Annotated in this window: 15 protein-coding genes; 3 read left to right on the top strand and 12 right to left on the bottom strand. The window is 34.7% G+C overall.

From position 1 onward, the window contains the following. Positions 1 to 18: 18 nt before the first annotated feature. The gene (locus tag K412_RS0113570) at positions 19 to 360 is read left to right on the top strand and encodes a P-II family nitrogen regulator (protein WP_024833623.1); all 342 of its coding nucleotides are present in this window, start codon (positions 19 to 21) and stop codon (positions 358 to 360) included. Positions 361 to 728: 368 nt separating this feature from the next. Here the strand turns inward: K412_RS0113570 and K412_RS0113565 are convergent, their stop codons facing one another. The 8 genes from K412_RS0113565 to K412_RS0113530 all read right to left on the bottom strand — a co-directional run bounded on the left by K412_RS0113565 (position 729) and on the right by K412_RS0113530 (position 11,213). Continuing rightward, positions 729 to 2,618: an ABC transporter ATP-binding protein gene (locus K412_RS0113565; protein WP_024833622.1), complete on the bottom strand. Its 1,890-nt coding sequence runs from the start codon at positions 2,616 to 2,618 to the stop codon at positions 729 to 731. After that, positions 2,605 to 4,344: an ABC transporter ATP-binding protein gene (locus K412_RS0113560; RefSeq protein ID WP_024833621.1), complete on the bottom strand. Its 1,740-nt coding sequence runs from the start codon at positions 4,342 to 4,344 to the stop codon at positions 2,605 to 2,607. The genes K412_RS0113565 and K412_RS0113560 overlap by 14 nt, the downstream gene beginning before the upstream one ends. 28 nt (positions 4,345 to 4,372) lie before the next feature. After that, positions 4,373 to 4,804, bottom strand: coding sequence for a MarR family winged helix-turn-helix transcriptional regulator (locus K412_RS0113555; protein WP_024833620.1), 432 nt, complete (start codon positions 4,802 to 4,804; stop codon positions 4,373 to 4,375). 145 nt (positions 4,805 to 4,949) lie between these two features. Next, complete coding sequence (locus tag K412_RS0113550; protein WP_024833619.1) at positions 4,950 to 6,506, bottom strand: ABC-F family ATP-binding cassette domain-containing protein; 1,557 nt, start codon at positions 6,504 to 6,506, stop codon at positions 4,950 to 4,952. A 74-nt stretch (positions 6,507 to 6,580) separates the two neighbouring features. After that, positions 6,581 to 8,296, bottom strand: a complete 1,716-nt coding sequence (locus K412_RS0113545; RefSeq protein ID WP_024833618.1) for a methyl-accepting chemotaxis protein — start codon at positions 8,294 to 8,296, stop codon at positions 6,581 to 6,583. Positions 8,297 to 8,566: 270 nt separating this feature from the next. Next, positions 8,567 to 9,994, bottom strand: coding sequence for an SPFH domain-containing protein (locus K412_RS0113540; RefSeq protein WP_024833617.1), 1,428 nt, complete (start codon positions 9,992 to 9,994; stop codon positions 8,567 to 8,569). A 90-nt stretch (positions 9,995 to 10,084) separates the two neighbouring features. Continuing rightward, positions 10,085 to 10,750: an NfeD family membrane protein gene (locus K412_RS0113535; protein WP_024833616.1), complete on the bottom strand. Its 666-nt coding sequence runs from the start codon at positions 10,748 to 10,750 to the stop codon at positions 10,085 to 10,087. A 211-nt stretch (positions 10,751 to 10,961) separates the two neighbouring features. Further along, a complete protein-coding gene (locus K412_RS0113530; protein ID WP_024833615.1) occupies positions 10,962 to 11,213 on the bottom strand; it encodes a hypothetical protein in 252 nt (83 codons plus the stop codon). Positions 11,214 to 11,416: 203 nt separating this feature from the next. Between K412_RS0113530 and K412_RS0113525 the strand changes: the two genes are divergently transcribed. After that, positions 11,417 to 11,632 (top strand): hypothetical protein, encoded by a 216-nt coding sequence (locus K412_RS0113525; RefSeq protein ID WP_024833614.1) that lies wholly within the window; start codon positions 11,417 to 11,419, stop codon positions 11,630 to 11,632. 76 nt (positions 11,633 to 11,708) lie between these two features. On the opposite strand, the gene K412_RS0113520 is transcribed toward K412_RS0113525, so the two are convergent. The 4 genes from K412_RS0113520 to K412_RS0113505 form a co-directional block, all read right to left on the bottom strand. Continuing rightward, positions 11,709 to 12,212, bottom strand: coding sequence for a GAF domain-containing protein (locus K412_RS0113520; protein ID WP_051461028.1), 504 nt, complete (start codon positions 12,210 to 12,212; stop codon positions 11,709 to 11,711). 25 nt (positions 12,213 to 12,237) lie between these two features. Then, positions 12,238 to 12,786, bottom strand: a complete 549-nt coding sequence (locus K412_RS0113515; RefSeq protein ID WP_024833612.1) for a hypothetical protein — start codon at positions 12,784 to 12,786, stop codon at positions 12,238 to 12,240. 111 nt (positions 12,787 to 12,897) lie between these two features. Then, positions 12,898 to 13,539 (bottom strand): chloramphenicol acetyltransferase, encoded by a 642-nt coding sequence (locus tag K412_RS0113510; RefSeq protein ID WP_024833611.1) that lies wholly within the window; start codon positions 13,537 to 13,539, stop codon positions 12,898 to 12,900. Between the two features lie 409 nt (positions 13,540 to 13,948). Continuing rightward, positions 13,949 to 15,733 carry an S-layer homology domain-containing protein gene (locus K412_RS0113505; protein WP_024833610.1) on the bottom strand — a complete coding sequence of 595 codons (1,785 nt, stop codon included), beginning with the start codon at positions 15,731 to 15,733 and terminating at the stop codon, positions 13,949 to 13,951. Positions 15,734 to 15,973: 240 nt separating this feature from the next. On the opposite strand from K412_RS0113505, the gene K412_RS0113500 reads away from it, so the two are divergent. Continuing rightward, the gene (locus tag K412_RS0113500; RefSeq protein WP_024833609.1) at positions 15,974 to 16,558 is read left to right on the top strand and encodes a hypothetical protein; all 585 of its coding nucleotides are present in this window, start codon (positions 15,974 to 15,976) and stop codon (positions 16,556 to 16,558) included. Positions 16,559 to 16,617 lie beyond the last annotated feature (59 nt).

The raw sequence follows: 16,617 nt of genomic DNA, 5'->3' as shown, positions 1-16,617 counted from the left end.
TAAAAGGAGGGTTTTCTTATGAAGATGATAGTTGCAATTGTAAGGCCAGAAGCCTTTGAAGATGTAAAGCAGGCACTTTTTAATGCGAAAGTTACAAAAATGACAGTAAGCCACGTAAAAGGCTGTGGTCAGCAGATGGGATACACCGAATGCTATCGTGGAACAGTTACTGAAGTAAATCTTTTGAACAAAATCAGATTTGAAATCTGCGTAAATGATGAGTATGTAAAAACCACCGTTGATGCCATAATGGAAGCTGCAAGAACCGGAAACATAGGAGACGGTAAAATTTTTGTACTACCCATCGAAGAATGTTATAGAATCAGAACAGGAGAAGAGGGCTCCGAAGCTATCGGGTAATGACGGTATCGGAGAAAGTACCTCTCAGAATTTCCATATTCAGATTTATAAGGGAGTGCTTCAAAACTTAATTTTTTTTAGCCGTACGTTAGTATAAATTGTATCAATGGAAGCTTGATTAAAGATATTTGCATATGTTTGTCGGCGAAGCAAGGATATTTTACCTGAACACCCACAGGATGTGGGTGTTAGCGAAACCATGAAGCATGGACGATGAATTGAGCGACGGTAAAATATTCTATGATGAGCCGCTAGAAACACTTGCAAATATCTTGGAAGCAATCATTGATACAATTTAATACGGGAGTACAGGTATTAAAGCAAAAAACTTTTTGTTTTGCAACAACCCCTTTAATTCCTTTTTATCTTTATGAAAGCTCAAATGCTCCTGTATATAATTGGTAATACTTTCCTTTTTGCTTAATTAAATCGTCGTGGCTTCCCCTTTCGATAATTCTACCTTGTTCTAACACCATAATCACATCAGAATTTTTAACAGTAGAAAGCCTGTGTGCAATAACAAATACCGTTCTTCCTTTCATGAGCCTGTCCATTCCCTCTTGAACAATAGCCTCCGTTCTTGTATCAATACTGGAAGTTGCTTCATCCAGAATCAAAACTGGCGGGTCGGCAATAGCAGCTCTTGCAATAGTCAGAAGTTGTCTTTGACCTTGTGACAGGTTGCCTCCGTCTCCAGTAATGACTGTTTCATATCCATTTGGTAAATGCTTTATAAATTGGTGTGCATTGGCAAGTTTTGCTGCAGCAATAACCTCTTCATCTGTTGCATTTAATTTTCCATATCTTATGTTGTCTGCAACTGTTCCCGTAAATAGATGAGCATCCTGAAGAACTATTCCCAATGAACTTCTTAAATCGCTCTTTTTAATTTTGTTGATATTAATACCGTCGTATCGTATTTTTCCGTCTTGAATATCGTAAAATCTGTTAATTAAATTAGTAATAGTTGTTTTTCCTGCTCCTGTAGCCCCTACAAAAGCTACCTTTTGTCCCGGCTTTGCATAAAGACTTATATTGTGCAATATAATTTTATCTTCTCTATAACCAAAATCTACATCATCAAAGACCACTTCACCCAGAAGCTTTGTATAGGTTACAGTACCATCACTATGTGGATGCCTCCAAGCCCATATACCTGTACGTTTTGCTGATTCTGACAGTTCTCCTTGTTCATTTTCATTCACATTAACCAATGATACGTAACCTTGGTCTACTTCTGGTTTTTCATCAAGAAGCTTAAAGATACGGTCAGCTCCGGCTAATGCCATTACAATAAAATTAAACTGCTGAGAAGCCTGTCCTGTAGTCTGACTGAAATTTCTGGTTAATTGAAGAAAAGATGCCAGAGCTCCAACAGTGAAACCACCAAAGCCTGAAATGGCCAATATTGCTCCAACAATGGAGATCATTACATATGTTATGTTTCCAATATTTCCAAGTATAGGCATTAAAATATTTGCAAATTTATTAGCGTTATTTGCGCTATCAAAAAGGTTGTCATTCAATTTCTCAAAATTTAGTTTTGCTTCTTCTTCATGGCAAAATACCTTTACAACCTTTTGACCTTCCATCATTTCTTCAACATATCCATTAAGTTTACCAATGTCCCTTTGCTGAAGTCCGAAATACAAACCACTCTTTCCACCAATTGCCTTAATTACATAAAACATAACAGACATTGATATAATTTGAACAATCGTAAGTGGTATGCTTAAAAAAACCATTGAAAAGAACACACTCACAATTGTAATAACTGAAGCCAATAGCTGTGGTATACTTTGACTTATCATCTGTCTTAAGGAATCTGTATCGTTTGTATATAGACTCATAATATCCCCATGAGAATGTGTGTCAAAGTGACTTATAGGTAAAGTTTCCATATGGGCAAACATATCATCTCTTATCTTTTTTAGAGAGCCTTGAGATATTACAATCATAATTCTATTAAATACGTAATTAGTCAAAACCCCTACAAGATAAATTGAGGCTATGGTTAGTATAGCTTTTAACAACGGCCCGAAATCAGCAACTTTTTCACTTAATAGTGGAGTTATATAATCATCAATAAGATTTCTCAAAAATAATGTACCTACAACATTAGAAAGTGAGCTGATTAATATACATATTACTACAATTGCAAATAAAAATTTATATTCCTTTAATATATAAGACAGTAACCTTTTTAAAACTTTAAATGGATTTTCAATACCCTTTCCTTTTGGATTACCTTTCGTCATCACTATCAGCTCCCTTCACTTGAGATTCGTAAACTTCAGTATATATAGCATTTGAATTCAATAGTTCCTCATGTGTCCCAATACCATCTATCTTTCCATCATTGAGAACTATTATTTTATCTGCTTCCTGAACGGATGAAATACGCTGTGCAATTATAACTTTAGTCGTATCAGGAATACACTCTTTAAATGCTTTTCTTATAAGAGCATCGGTTTTAGTGTCCACAGCACTTGTGGAATCGTCTAAAATCAAGATTTTAGGTTTTTTCAGTAAGGCTCTTGCAATACAAAGTCTTTGTTTTTGTCCTCCAGATACATTTGTTCCACCCTGTTCAATATATGTATCATATTTCTCAGGGAAGTTTTGTATAAATTCATCTGCTTGGGCCTGCTTACAGGCAGTAATTATTTCTTCATCAGTTGCTTGTTTGTTTCCCCATCTTAAGTTTTCTTTTATTGTCCCGGAAAACAACACATTTTTCTGAAGCACCATAGATACTTCATTTCTAAGAGTTTCTATATCATACTCTCTTACATCTATACCACCGACTTTTATTGAGCCTTGTGTTACATCATATAATCTTGGAATAAGCTGAACAAGACTTGATTTACCGCTTCCTGTTCCCCCTATAATTCCAACAGTCTCCCCTGACTTTATTTCAATATTGATGTTTTCAAGTACTGGGTTGTCCATTTTCTTACTATAACTAAAATTAACATTACTAAAACTTATAGAGCCGTCCCTTACTTCATAAATTGGGTTATCAAAATTGGATAAATCGCTCTTTTCGTCAAGGACTTCTACAATTCTATCCGCAGAAGACTTTGCTATAACTGTCATTAGAAGCACCATAGATAACATCATAAGACTCATCAATATGTTAGTGGTATATGTGAAAAAGCTCATAAGCTCTCCTGTTGACATAGAGCCAGACACAATCAGTTTTGCTCCAACCCAGGACAAAAGCAATATACATGCATTCATTGTAAACTGCATTATAGGAGAGTTAAAAATAATTATCTTCTCAGCTTTTATAAAGTTATCATAAATACTTTTTGATGCTTTATAAAATTTATTTGTTTCATACTCTTCTCTTACGTATGCCTTTACGGCACGAATTCCTGTCAGGTTTTCCTGTACACTTGCATTTAAATCATCATATTTTCTAAATACATTCTTAAAATGTGGATGTGCACTGGTCATAACAAAATACAAAGCCAATCCGAGAAAAATTATGGCTCCGACAAATATTAAAGCAAGCCTTGCATTCAAGTAAAAACTCATTACCAGAGCTGAAATAAGCATTAGCGGGGGCCTAGCAAACATTCTTAAGGCCATTTGATAAGCATTTTGTACATTTGTGACATCTGTAGTCAATCTGGTTACCAACCCGGCTGTTGAAAATTTATCTATACTTGAAAAAGAATAGCCTTGTATTTTATCATACATTCCCTTTCTCAGGTTTCTCGCAAAACCCGCGGATGCTCTTGCAGCATATTTACCTGCTAAAACACCAAAGGTTAAAGAAAAAATTGATATTATTACCATTACGGCTCCGACAGTAAGTACATATCTCATATTTCCTTTTTCTACCCCATTATCAATAATCCATCCCATTAATAACGGAATAGCTATTTCCATGGCCACTTCCAATGCTATATATACAGGTGTAACTATAGAATCTCTTTTAAATTCCTTTACATAACTCAATAGTTTTTTTATCATGTTTCTCATCCCTTTTTATAAACTGGCATTAATCCGCTATTTTATCAGATAATCTATTGATTAATCTGACCAATAATTCCTTTTCTTCATTGTTTAATTCTTCATCTAATGATTTTTCAACTTGGAGTATGGAGCTATATATTTTATTTTGAATTTCTATTCCGTGTTCAGTAAGTATTATCTTCTTAAGCCTTGCATCCTCAGAAACACTAATTCTCTTAATATATCCTTTTTTCTCCATCAATTGAAGTACACTGGTTACAGAAGAACGCCTTATATCGAACTCTTCTTCTATATCCTTTTGAAATATATCCCTTATTGGAGACTCATTATATACAAAGCCAAGAATTCTGCCTTGAATACTTGTTAATCCATACTGCCTGACTTCCTGCCCTATCTTTCTATGAATTCTTTTATAAAAAATACTGATTAATCTCCCGATATGAACATCATTATTCATATCAATCCTCCCTCTAAAATATAATTGTTAGGTTTCTAACTAATTGTAAATTAGGTCATTAAGTTTGTCAATATTGCAATTTGTACAATAAAAAAGCACTAGTCTATATAAAGATTAGTGCTTAATATTTCAGTTTTTAATCCTATTAAACTATTTTTGTTGTCCAGTTTTCTACATTCCAAATATCGGTAACCCAATCCTCATAGAATTCGGGTTCATGGCATACCAGCAGTACTGTACCCTTAAACTCTTTCAATGCTCTTTTTAACTCGTCTTTTGCATCAACATCCAGATGGTTTGTAGGTTCATCCAGTACAAGCCAGTTAACATCCTTCAACATAAGCTTACACAATCTAACCTTTGCATTTTCACCACCGCTGAGTACCATCATCTGGCTAGTTATATGCTCTGTAGTCAAACCGCATTTAGCCAAAGCTCCTCTTACCTCAGCATTGCTCATACCGGGATAGTCATTCCAAACCTCTTCTAATGCAGTATTTGTGTTATAGCGTTCAGATTCCTGTTCAAAGTACCCCGGATACAGATAATCATCCAGCTTTACACTTCCTGAAAAGGGCTTTTGCACACCTAAAAGAGTTTTCATAAGTGTAGATTTACCAAGCCCATTTACTCCCTTTACGGCTACTTTTTGTCCTCTCTCCAAGGAAATATTCAAAGGACTGGACAAAGGAGATGCATAACCGATTACAAGATTTTCAGTCTGGAAAATATACCTTCCCGAAGCCCTTGCCTCTCTGAATTTGAAAATTGGTTTAGGCTTTTCCTTAACCTTCTCGATAATATCCATCTTGTCAAGCTTTTTCTGTCTACTCTTTGCCATGTTTGTTGTTGCCACACGGGCCTTATTTCTGGCTATAAAATCCTCAAGCTTTTCGATTTCCTTCTGCTGCTTCTCATATGCCTGCTGAGTCTGCTGTTTCGCTAGTTGGTACATTCTCTGAAACTCATCATAATTTCCTGCATACCTTGTGAGCACAGCATTCTCAACATGGTAAATTACATTTACAACGTCATTCAGAAATGGAATGTCATGTGAGACAAGAATAAATGCATTTTCGTAGTTCTTTAAGTAATTCTTCAACCAGTTAATATGATTCTCATCCAAAAAGTTGGTAGGCTCGTCCAATATTAATATCATAGGGCTTTGCAGAAGTAGTTTTGTAAGAAGTACCTTTGCCCTCTGCCCTCCGCTGAGGTTTGATACATCTGTTTCAAGACCTATATCACCAAGCCCTAGACCGTTTGCCACCTCTTCTATTTTTGAATCCAATACGTAAAAACCGTTATGCTCCAAAACACTCTGTATATACCCTACGTCTTCCATCATTGAGTTAATTTCGCTCTCTGAAGCATCACCCATTTTTTCGTATATCTCCAACATTTCCTTTTCCAAATCAAACATATACTGAAAAGCTTCTCGAAGTACTTCTCTTATCGTCTTTCCTGGAGTAAGAACCGTATGTTGGTCAAGATATCCCGTTGTTATTCTGTTGCACCATTCCACTTTACCTTCATCAGGTACAAGCTTACCGGTTATAATATTTAAGAAAGTGGATTTTCCTTCACCATTGGCACCCACAAGTCCTACATGCTCTCCTTTTAGAAGTCTGAAAGAGGCATCCTCCAATATTTTTCTGGCACCAAAGCCGTGACTGACATTCTCTACATTTAATATACTCATTTTTTACCCCTGATAAAATACATTATGCGCAAGAACTAGTATAACTTATAATAACGGCTTTAGTCCACAGAAATCTATACTTTGAACTTTCCAACAATTTCCTTTAATTTCTGAGTACTTCTGCTGCTAATTTCCATTTCTTCCTTAACCTTATTTACCATTTCAACTATCTCAATATTCTGCTCTGCTATGCTTTGTGTTCCTGCTGCCCCTTCATTTACTGTTTTTGATACATCATTAATAGCATGGATTATTCCTTCTACTGAAGCTGTGAGTTCTTGTGATGTTGCACTAAAATCAGAAATAAGTTCGAAAACAAATTCTGCATCGTTATTATATGATTCACCTGTTTTTACCATATTAGAATAATCAGGTCTAACGGTAGTATCCAAAAAGTCCAATACTGTCCTGGAGCCTTCCGAAAGGTCTGCAACTGCAGATACTACTTCGTTTGTAACTTCCTGTATCTCATTTACTGCTGTTTTGGATTCCTCAGCCAGCTTCCGGATTTCCTCGGCAACAACAGCAAATCCCTTTCCTGCTTCTCCTGCTCTTGCAGCTTCTATTGCTGCATTCAGTGCAAGAAGATTAGTTTGTTCTGCTATTTGTAATATTGTTCCGGTTAGAACATTAATTTGCTCTACTGCCTTTGAATTTTCCAATGCAATTTTTAATTTATGTGTTGTTTCATTATAAATCTCATTTGCTGTTTTCTCAGACAATATTGAATTGTCCCTTAATGTAATAGCTCTATCACCTATCTCTTTTGCCTCTACAGAACCATTTTGAGCCTTTTCATTCATTGCTTCTATTGCTGATTCAATTTCCTGTGAGGATGCATTTACTTGTTCCGTTGCAGCAGCCGTCTCTTCCATTCCAGCAGAAATCTCTTCGGTAGTAGCTGACACATTTTCAACAAATGTATTTAAATCCTCCATTTTCTCTTCGACTAATGCTATGGAGTTTTCAACAACTGTTGATTCATTAATTATTCCTCTTACAATATTTTTTAGATTAGACAAAAACTGATTAACTGAATCTGCAAGCTGTCCTACCTCATCTTTACGTTTTATATCTATTTCCTGTGTAAGGTCTCCGCCTGTTTCAACCAATAAGTTGAGTTCTTTTTTAAGCATTCCTATAGGTCTGATTATTCCATTTGCTATCAAGAAGCTAAGCAACAAGCCCAAGGCCAATGCAAAAGCAACTAACGAAATCATAATTATCAATGCAAATCTAAAGTTTTTATCATTTTGTGAATTAATGTCATTAGCAGTATTTCTGCAGTATTCAGATAAATCCTCAAGAGTCTTTTGCTCGCCCCTCAAATAACTAATATTGCCATTTAATAAATCAAGGGCTTCTGCCTTTTTTCCTTCACATGCTGCCGCTATCATTTTCTCCCTTGCAGCTCTGAATTCTTTTCTAGCATTTTCAAATCGCGCAATATTGTCTGATTCAAATTTATCCAGCTTTATTTTTTTATATTTTTCCCAATTCTCATCTATTATTTTTGAATTATTTTCAATATTCTTTATAAACTGGTCTTGGGCCTGGCTATCATTACCGTACAATAGTAAATAAAGCATGTATGATTCGTTTTCATATGTTTTACTTATACTATCGTTCAGCCACTGTATAGGCAATAACCTATCTTGATACATACTGTTCATTTCTTTATGAGAGCTATTAATAAAATAGTACCCTGTAAAACCTACAATAACTATGAAGAAAAGTAAAACAGCAGATAGGAAAATCATTTTATATGCTATCTTTAGGTTTTTTAACATATATTACACCTCAACAATTTATTTTATGGAAACATATAAATTGTAAACCTGTATAATATACGTGTCAATTTTACACCGTGCAAATATTTGATTTTCATTTAATTGCTTAATATTTCGAATATTATATAAAAGATTTATGTGAATTTTTACAATATAAGATTTGTATAAATTATATAATAATGTAAACCGCGGGAATAAGAAACAAATAACTCTTTTACTTATTAAAACAGCCCCTGCAAAACTTAATGCAGGGACTGTTTTTTCTAAATTCTATTCTACATCTACTGATTCATTTTCATTCTGTGTTTGAACTGTATTCTTTTTAAGGAAATCCAGCACATTCATTCCAGTAAGTGCTTCTACAGTTTCAGGCAATTGAGATATTATATCTGTTACATATCCTGTTACCTTTGATGCACCTTTTCCTTCTCCGCCATTGTCTACTATAACTATCTTCTCTGTCTTTGAAAGCGGGCTTGCTACCGCATTTGCTATTTCAGGAAGTTTTTCTATAATCATCTGTGTAACGGCTGCATCGTTGTACATTTTAAAGGCTTCAGCCTTTTTAGCCATTGCAAGAGCTTCCGCTTCACCTTTTGCTTTAATAATTTCAACTTCTGCCATACCTTCGGCTCTCTTAGCTTTAGCTTTGGCTTCACCTTCCATCTCAATAGCACGTGATCTTGCTTCTGCTGCTGCAACCTCTCTGTACTTATTAGCATCAGCCACCTTTGTTGCCTGATAGTTTTCAGCATCTGCCTGTTTCTTTACAGTAGCTTCCAACTCTTTTTCTCTTCTAATTGCTTCCTGTTCTGCAAGTTCAATTTCCTTTTGTTTTTTTACTATTTCTACCTGCATGGCAGTTTCGGCAACTTCCTTCTTAACGATATTGGCTTTAATATCGTATGCCAAGTCAGCTTCGGCCTTAGCTGTCTGCTGTTCCTTGTTATAGGACTGAACCTTCAATTCCTTGTCCTTGTTTGCCTCTGCTATTTGAGTTTCAGCCTGAATTCTTGCTGCTTCACCCTCTCTGTTAGCCTCGGCAGTTTTAACCTTGGTTTCCTTTGTTGCGTTTGCTTCTGCTATCTCAGCATCTCTCTTTACTTCAGCAATTCTAGGTTTTCCAAGGGCTTCCAAATAACCGTTTTTATCAGCTATATCTTTGATTGTTAGAACCTTCAATTCAAGACCCATGTTTTGAAGCTCTGTTGCAGCAACACCTTGAACGTGTGATGCAAAGGTTTCTCTGTCTTTATAAATTTCTTCTACAGTCATTCTTGAAACGATTTCACGGAGCTTACCTTCCAGAACCTGTTGAGTGGTTTTTGCGATTATCCCGAGCATGTAGTCAAGTCCCTTTGAAGTATTGAACTGCTCCGCAGCCGACAGAATCGATTCCTTGTCAGATTTAACTTTCACTACCGCAACTCCATCAGCTACTATGCCAACCCCCTGAGAAGTCAATGCTCCATCAATTCTTATATCTATCTGCATGTTTTCCAGTGAAATGATGTCTGTTCTTTCAAGCATAGGCACAACAATACCGCCACCACCGGTTATAACTCTTCTTCCTCTGAATCCTGTTACTACCAAAGCTTTGTCCTGAGGTACCTTCTTGTACATTGAAACAAAGGTAAGAATTAATATAAATAGTACAACTATAATTACCACCGGCACAAAATAAACTGAATCCAACAACATTTTAACACTCCTTTGTGATTTTATATTTCAACCTTAAATTCTCCATATAATGATTTATTTGCTTATTTGGAAAATAAAAGTTGTTTTCTAAATTACTATTTTTGACAACTCACTAATATAAAAAATATTATTCTCTATTTTGCATATAAAGACCTTTTCCCCTTGCTTTACTGGTCTATTTTCAATATGTCTTGCAGGTGCTGTATATTTAATTGAATTAACAGTGTAATTGATAGTACCAAAACCATTTTCTATAATATCTGTTGTCACTTCGGCCTGAACTCCCAAAAGTTTATCTCTTGATACATTGGAAGTATTTTCACTCCTGTACAATGGCTTTGCAACTAAATTATATAAAATTGCTGAAATAATTATGCCTGAACCCAGTGCCACAATTAAAACCACAATCCAATTCCAACTGAAAAATCTGGTACAGGTAATTCCTATCCCTCCAAACACTGTCAGAAAGGAAACTGCTACTAACGGATTGAACAATAATCCCAGCCACGAGAGAGTGCCGTTTGACATATCAGTCCCGTCCCCACTATGAGAGCTGTGAAGCGAGTGATTTCCATCAATACTTCCTCCATCGACATGAATATGTCCGGGTATATGACCACTGTCTCCTCCATGCATATGAGATGCGCCAAAGTCTCCGTTTGAATGAAAAAATCCCGATATACCACTTATAATAAATGAAACAATGGTGTAAAAAACTCCCACCAAAAAAACTGTTGTATAAAAGTGATACATAATACACCCCCATTTATAGATTGTACTAATCCAGTATAATCCTAGTTAAATTATATCCTAGAAACCAATTATTCTCAATAATTCAGGATAATATTGTGATATTGCAATAATGTAATTATTTTGCATTTATACAAAATATATGCAAAATATACAAAAAAGCACAGACTTTTTATTGCCTATGCTTTAACTTTTTATATTATATTTATATTAATTAGAAGTTTCCGTGAATAAGCTTGTTTCTGATTATTTTTTCAGACTTAATTCTATTGTTTTTGCTTAACGTTTGTGCAGCTAAATCAAAGGCATTATTAATGGTAGCCTCACTCATCTGAAACTCTTTTGCTGCAAGTTCCATGACAACCTTATCATGCTTAGGACTATAATGTCCGGTCTTTTTCTCAAGTTTTTTATACTGACTCTGACAAAATTCATAAATCTCCAAACATTTTCTGGCATCCAACAAAGCTACACACTCCTTTCAAGATATATATACCCTAATTTTCTCTGCATAAACAGTATACTGAAAATTTATTAAAAAAGTATGGTGTTAATGTTAAATATTTTTGACAATTATCTTGGCTGATTTTTCATGGAATCTTTCTTCTTGCTTTTACACATATTTATATAGGAGGCTTTATAAGTTAACTAGTGAAAGGATTTGATACTATGCAGAACCGAAAACAACAAGACAGTATCGCCGTTAATAATATAAGTCAGGAAAATAAAATAAAAAGAGAAGCAAATAAAGATACTGGAAATGCAGGAAAAGACCCATTCTGCGTATATGACCACAAAAGACACGCCGTAGGGTCAAAAATTACAAGTGAAAATGGTTTGCAGTCAGTTTGTACTGAAGAAGGCTCTTGGAAAGTAAAAAAATAATATACATGTGTGCATGAACTTGTATAACCTCTTCCTTTTCTTCTCTACTGTGCTACAAGTTCATGCCTTTCTAACTTTACTTTGTGTAGTTCCATTGGCAAGATTCCTCAATAATGCGTGCAATATTTTCAAGTTCATCAGCATCAAGCTTGTCAAATCTCCCTATTAGCGGACTATCAATATCCAACACTCCCACTACTTCTCCTTTGTGGCGTAGAGGCACTACAATCTCGGATTTTGATGCACTGTCGCAAGCAATATGTCCCGGAAAATTATGAACATCCATAATCAATTGAGTTGCATTTTCCTTCACTGCAGTACCGCAAACACCTTTTCCCACGGCAATATGTACACAGGCTACCTTTCCCTGAAAAGGGCCCAGTACAAGCTCTCCATTATTCATAAGGTAAAATCCAACCCAATTGATATTCTCAAGAGCATCATTTAATAAGGCCGAAGCATTGGCCAAGTTTGCTATAGTATTTGTTTCTCCTTCAAGAAGCACTTTCATTTGTGAAGCCAGTAGCCTATACATATCTTTCTTATCAGAAGGATAAGAGTTGTCTATATTATTTATCATAACGTCTCCTATATAATATTTGATTTTATAAATTTTCACCGCATATACGCATAAATTTTATAATAGTATATGTAAGCAAAATTGAAAAAATAAAGATTGAAAATATAAAAGCTAAACCAAATACAGGAATGAAAACCAATAAAAAACCTAATAGTGAAATAAGCTGTAAGTACAAAAACTTCTTCCATTTATCGTTTGCTTCATCAGCTATGTCTTCAAAGCCTCTGTTCTTCGCCATTTCAATAATTCCTTGAAATAAATAATACACTACTAATATACACAAAATAATGATTGCAATAGCTATTGGAATTCCCAGAAGTCCCAAGGGGCCAAAATTCATGTCTCCGGATTGAGCTGGCTTTTCATAAATTGAAAATATTGAGACAATTATCATTGGGATAGTAACGTATAAACCCTTTCTGAAATACTCACTATAAGAAATCAGGGATTTGAACCCAAGGGCAAACAATATGTAGCCTATAAAATCCGGCAATATGTCAAAACCCATTATTTTAAAATCAATCAATACAAATAGAAAACCATATGCAAATTTACCGAATGCACTTCTATTCATCATAACCTCCTCGTTCTTTTAAGCTGTACTCAGCATAATATCTAATTACTAAGTAAACTCACCCATAAAATGAAAAATAATTTATATTACCAATGATTTTATTTACGTTGATTATAACTCTTGGTATATGTTATCTATACGCTTTTGAAGTTTTGTAAAATATTCTCCCACATGTACTCCGTCAACTAAGGCATGATTAACCTGAACAGAAAATGGCAATAAAACTTTATCGTTCTCAATAAAATATTTTCCCCAGGAAATTCTCGGCACAGAATCATTCTTATTCAATGAGAAGGTATGAGATATATGAGTAAACGAAACCCAGGGTATACAGGTGATGTATACTAAATCATCTCTTCCGGCAATTTGATTTAAGGGAAAATACTCTGTCTGGCTCTGTGATTTATCTTTTGCGTATTGTACAAATTCAAAAATATCTAACTTTAAATCAACAGTTACAATCTTAAATAAATCATCCTGTTTGTTACTTAAATCAGTAAATGAGGGATGAATGCTTTCATGCAATACAACTTTATCCTCCCGTATCCTGTAGCGGAAATTTATTATTTCATTTGCTGCATGAGTAGAAGCATAAATCATAGCATAATAAAATGAAAGCTCTTTTTCCCTTACAAATTTAAGGAATCTGGTAACATCAATATTCGCACAAATATTGTATTGGGCATAATCTGTATTATAAAAAAAATCAAAGTGCTCTTTTCTTTTCCAAGTGTTTAATTCAATATATTCCATAATTATGACTGTACCCAGCGTTTTGAATAAATTATATTTATAGAAATAGCATGGGGTCAGTACCTCCTCTAATTAAAATATTCCAGAGTGATATACTCTTATTGTATCATTCTGATATATGATTTCAATAAAGAATATGCCCTCAGTATTAACGAATATTATTATTATATTTATTTCTGGGTCTGTTCAATACCACGCGCTTCGATATACTCAAGAGAATTAAATCCCCTTGCTGCTGCAAAGCTTGAAACAGTCATTAAAAACAGCATAGCATATGTATTACATTAATCTATTTGACTATAAAGGATAAAAAAATATCACTTTGTGTTATTAAAAAGCGTAACAGATATAAAAACCTGTTACGCAATAAAAGTTCAAACTCTGACTTCAGCTTTTTTATATAACCAAATTAATTTATGGGACTTACAATCTCTATTTCTTCTCCAATGTTGGTATAGGTACTATTGACCGTCATATTAATATCCGCAGTTGAACCGTTCATATCAGTTACTCCCGAAATAGCCGTCGACTGCTTTACCAGCTGTCCTTGAGAATTAACGTATATTGATATTATCGTGTCAAAGCCATTATTATATATATCTTCAAGTCCTAAGTCATTTACCAGAACACCTGTGGAAAATAGCCCTTTAAATAAGTCTAAACTCAGCTTTGCCTGATACTTTGAAACTTCTTCCCCGTTTAAAAGAGTTTTTCCCTCATAAGAAATATTCATTTTCTCATATATGTCTAGTAACATAAGCAGTTCATTTCGATTAGACTCAAAATCAGTATACAGAATCCCTTCTTCTTTCGCCTCACTTCTGGTGTATGTTATCCAAGAATCTGTATCGATACTTTTAGCATATATCTTGTCCCCAATATTTATAACTTGATAATTCATAAAATCTTCCTGTTCACCGTCAAATGAAACTGTAAATTTAGAATTTGTAGTTGAGTTATTCCCGTTTATTGCACCCTTAATAGAAATGTTTAATCCAATATCCATACCTAAGCTGTTTTCTTTCATGCTCATAATTATGTCTGAATTATACTCGCCTTTATACTCCAGCATACTTTTTAAAGCATTATACATCTGCGGATTTTTGGGAACAGCACTATCCGTAATTTTCAGTAGGTTGAATTTAGAATTCCAGTCCATCGTAATGCCAAGAGCATCCACTACTTCCTTTGCAGGAACAAGAATAGCCCCGTCTATTTGTTCAGGTGCATTATTTAGAGTAACCAGTTTATCCTGAGCAGATGGCTCCGAACTTGGGTTGCCACTTCCTGTATAATTTATATAAGCTGATTTACTATCTACATTCATATAAATATTTTTGTCCTGATTTGTTAGGCTTTTAATAGCTATTAAACCTGTTTGATTATCAAAATCAACCTTTGCCCCTGTTTTCGAAAACACCTCAGCCGGAATCATAATATCATTTTCAATTACCTTAACAGGTTTTTGAAGCTTTACAAAGTCATCGTTATAAGTAACAACTATTTTTTTTAATGAAGCTGCATTTTCCTCAATACTTTCCTTGGAATTTAAAAACTTGTATAAAATAACAGCTATCTGTTCTTTTGTTGCTTTTCCTGATGGAGAAAATAAATCAGCACTTACTCCGCTCATAATATTATTTGAAATAGCAAACTTAATTGATGCCTTAGCCCAATCAGACATTTTTCCGACATCTTTAAATTTTGAAAGTTCATCCAATCCCTGCTCTGCAACAACAGCTTCCTTTGAAACAGAAAGATAATTTAAAAGCATAGTTGTAACCTGCTCTCGTGTAGTCAGGCTGCTAATCCCAAACTTACCGTTTCCTGTACCACTGGTTATACCTGCTCTATTGGCGGCTTCAACGTATTTGAAGGCCCAATGGCTTGTAGGTACATCAGAAAAAGCAGCTGTTGAAGGCAGGTTTGAAGTATCAATATTCAGTGCCTTTACCAGCAATGTTACAAGTTCAGCTCTTGTTATGCTTTGACGTGGATTAAAGTTTCCTTGCTTATCTCCGCTGATAATATTATTGCTTCCCATCCATTGAATAGCTTCTCTGGCATATGTTGAACTTTTACTCAAATCATTTATCCCACCAGCTTGAACAACCGTTGAACCCAAAACCATGTTTCCTGCAATCAAAACCGCAAATAATGTCTTAAATAGGTTGCCCATTTTTACCTTTTGCATATTCCACCTCTTAATAATAAATAAACCCTTAAAATTTATAATATCAACTTTATGTATACTTGACCAGTAAAATTTTTTCCAAACAACTATCCTTTAGCTTATTTTAATGTATATGCTTAATTAGTTCAATTGCCAGGCTACAATTTCAATTAACTGAAAACTGTTTATATCATATGAATAGGTAACATAAAGTTAATCACTTGAATATTATGTAAATATAATATTATAGGAGGAGGATTTATGTTTAATATTAGATATCCTTTTGTAAGCCAGCAGCCAGCGGTTATGCAAGAACAACCATATTACCCTGTGCAATCTGAATACGATACTTACCAGTATACAGATGATTACTATGATTTCCGTCAACCTTCACCGGTTTTAAGCAATAACCCTGCTACTACTAACATTGTACTTTTCAAAGAACTCACCGGTTATCCAAACTACGGAAATCCAAGCAGAAATGCAGATATACTTTACACAGGAAATCAGGGAACATGGACTTTTGACCTTCCTGCTTTTTTAGTTATAGCTGGAAACCAAAGAGCACAACTTGTTATAAGGTCGGTTCTTGATGATCATTCAAGTGTACCTGTAAACCGTTACTCTGCAAGAATCACAATAAACGGTACTGTTGTCCACAACGGTCCTTTATCATTGCAGCATGGTACTCCTTCCGGAGGAATGTTTACTAATTGGAGAAATTTAACCTTTGATGTACGTAATTTAAGACGCAACAACAGAGTTACAATAGTAAATACCTCAACTGCAGGCCCAAATGATTGGATAGCATTTGACTGGATGGAACTCAGACTTAATCAAAGGTAAATATTAGAAAACAAGGCATGAACACGTAAAATGGTATTCATGCCTTGTTTTTCTATATT

Origin of the sequence: Ruminiclostridium josui JCM 17888, assembly GCF_000526495.1 — a bacterium.
GTDB classification, from domain to species: Bacteria; Bacillota; Clostridia; order Acetivibrionales; family DSM-1351; genus Ruminiclostridium; species Ruminiclostridium josui.
Note: the sequence above shows the minus strand (reverse complement) of the source record. Positions and strands in the feature narration are given on the sequence as shown.

Coding starts and splice junctions, on each gene's coding strand:
- K412_RS0113505 (WP_024833610.1), bottom strand. CDS start 15,733: ATGCAAAAGGTAAAAATGGGCAACCTATTTAAGACATTATTTGCGGTT.
- K412_RS0113545 (WP_024833618.1), bottom strand. CDS start 8,296: ATGTTAAAAAACCTAAAGATAGCATATAAAATGATTTTCCTATCTGCT.
- K412_RS0113535 (WP_024833616.1), bottom strand. CDS start 10,750: ATGTATCACTTTTATACAACAGTTTTTTTGGTGGGAGTTTTTTACACC.
- K412_RS0113560 (WP_024833621.1), bottom strand. CDS start 4,344: ATGATAAAAAAACTATTGAGTTATGTAAAGGAATTTAAAAGAGATTCT.
- K412_RS0113500 (WP_024833609.1), top strand. CDS start 15,974: ATGTTTAATATTAGATATCCTTTTGTAAGCCAGCAGCCAGCGGTTATG.
- K412_RS0113515 (WP_024833612.1), bottom strand. CDS start 12,786: ATGAATAGAAGTGCATTCGGTAAATTTGCATATGGTTTTCTATTTGTA.
- K412_RS0113520 (WP_051461028.1), bottom strand. CDS start 12,212: ATGATAAATAATATAGACAACTCTTATCCTTCTGATAAGAAAGATATG.
- K412_RS0113570 (WP_024833623.1), top strand. CDS start 19: ATGAAGATGATAGTTGCAATTGTAAGGCCAGAAGCCTTTGAAGATGTA.
- K412_RS0113555 (WP_024833620.1), bottom strand. CDS start 4,804: ATGAATAATGATGTTCATATCGGGAGATTAATCAGTATTTTTTATAAA.
- K412_RS0113510 (WP_024833611.1), bottom strand. CDS start 13,539: ATGGAATATATTGAATTAAACACTTGGAAAAGAAAAGAGCACTTTGAT.
- K412_RS0113525 (WP_024833614.1), top strand. CDS start 11,417: ATGCAGAACCGAAAACAACAAGACAGTATCGCCGTTAATAATATAAGT.
- K412_RS0113550 (WP_024833619.1), bottom strand. CDS start 6,506: ATGAGTATATTAAATGTAGAGAATGTCAGTCACGGCTTTGGTGCCAGA.
- K412_RS0113565 (WP_024833622.1), bottom strand. CDS start 2,618: ATGACGAAAGGTAATCCAAAAGGAAAGGGTATTGAAAATCCATTTAAA.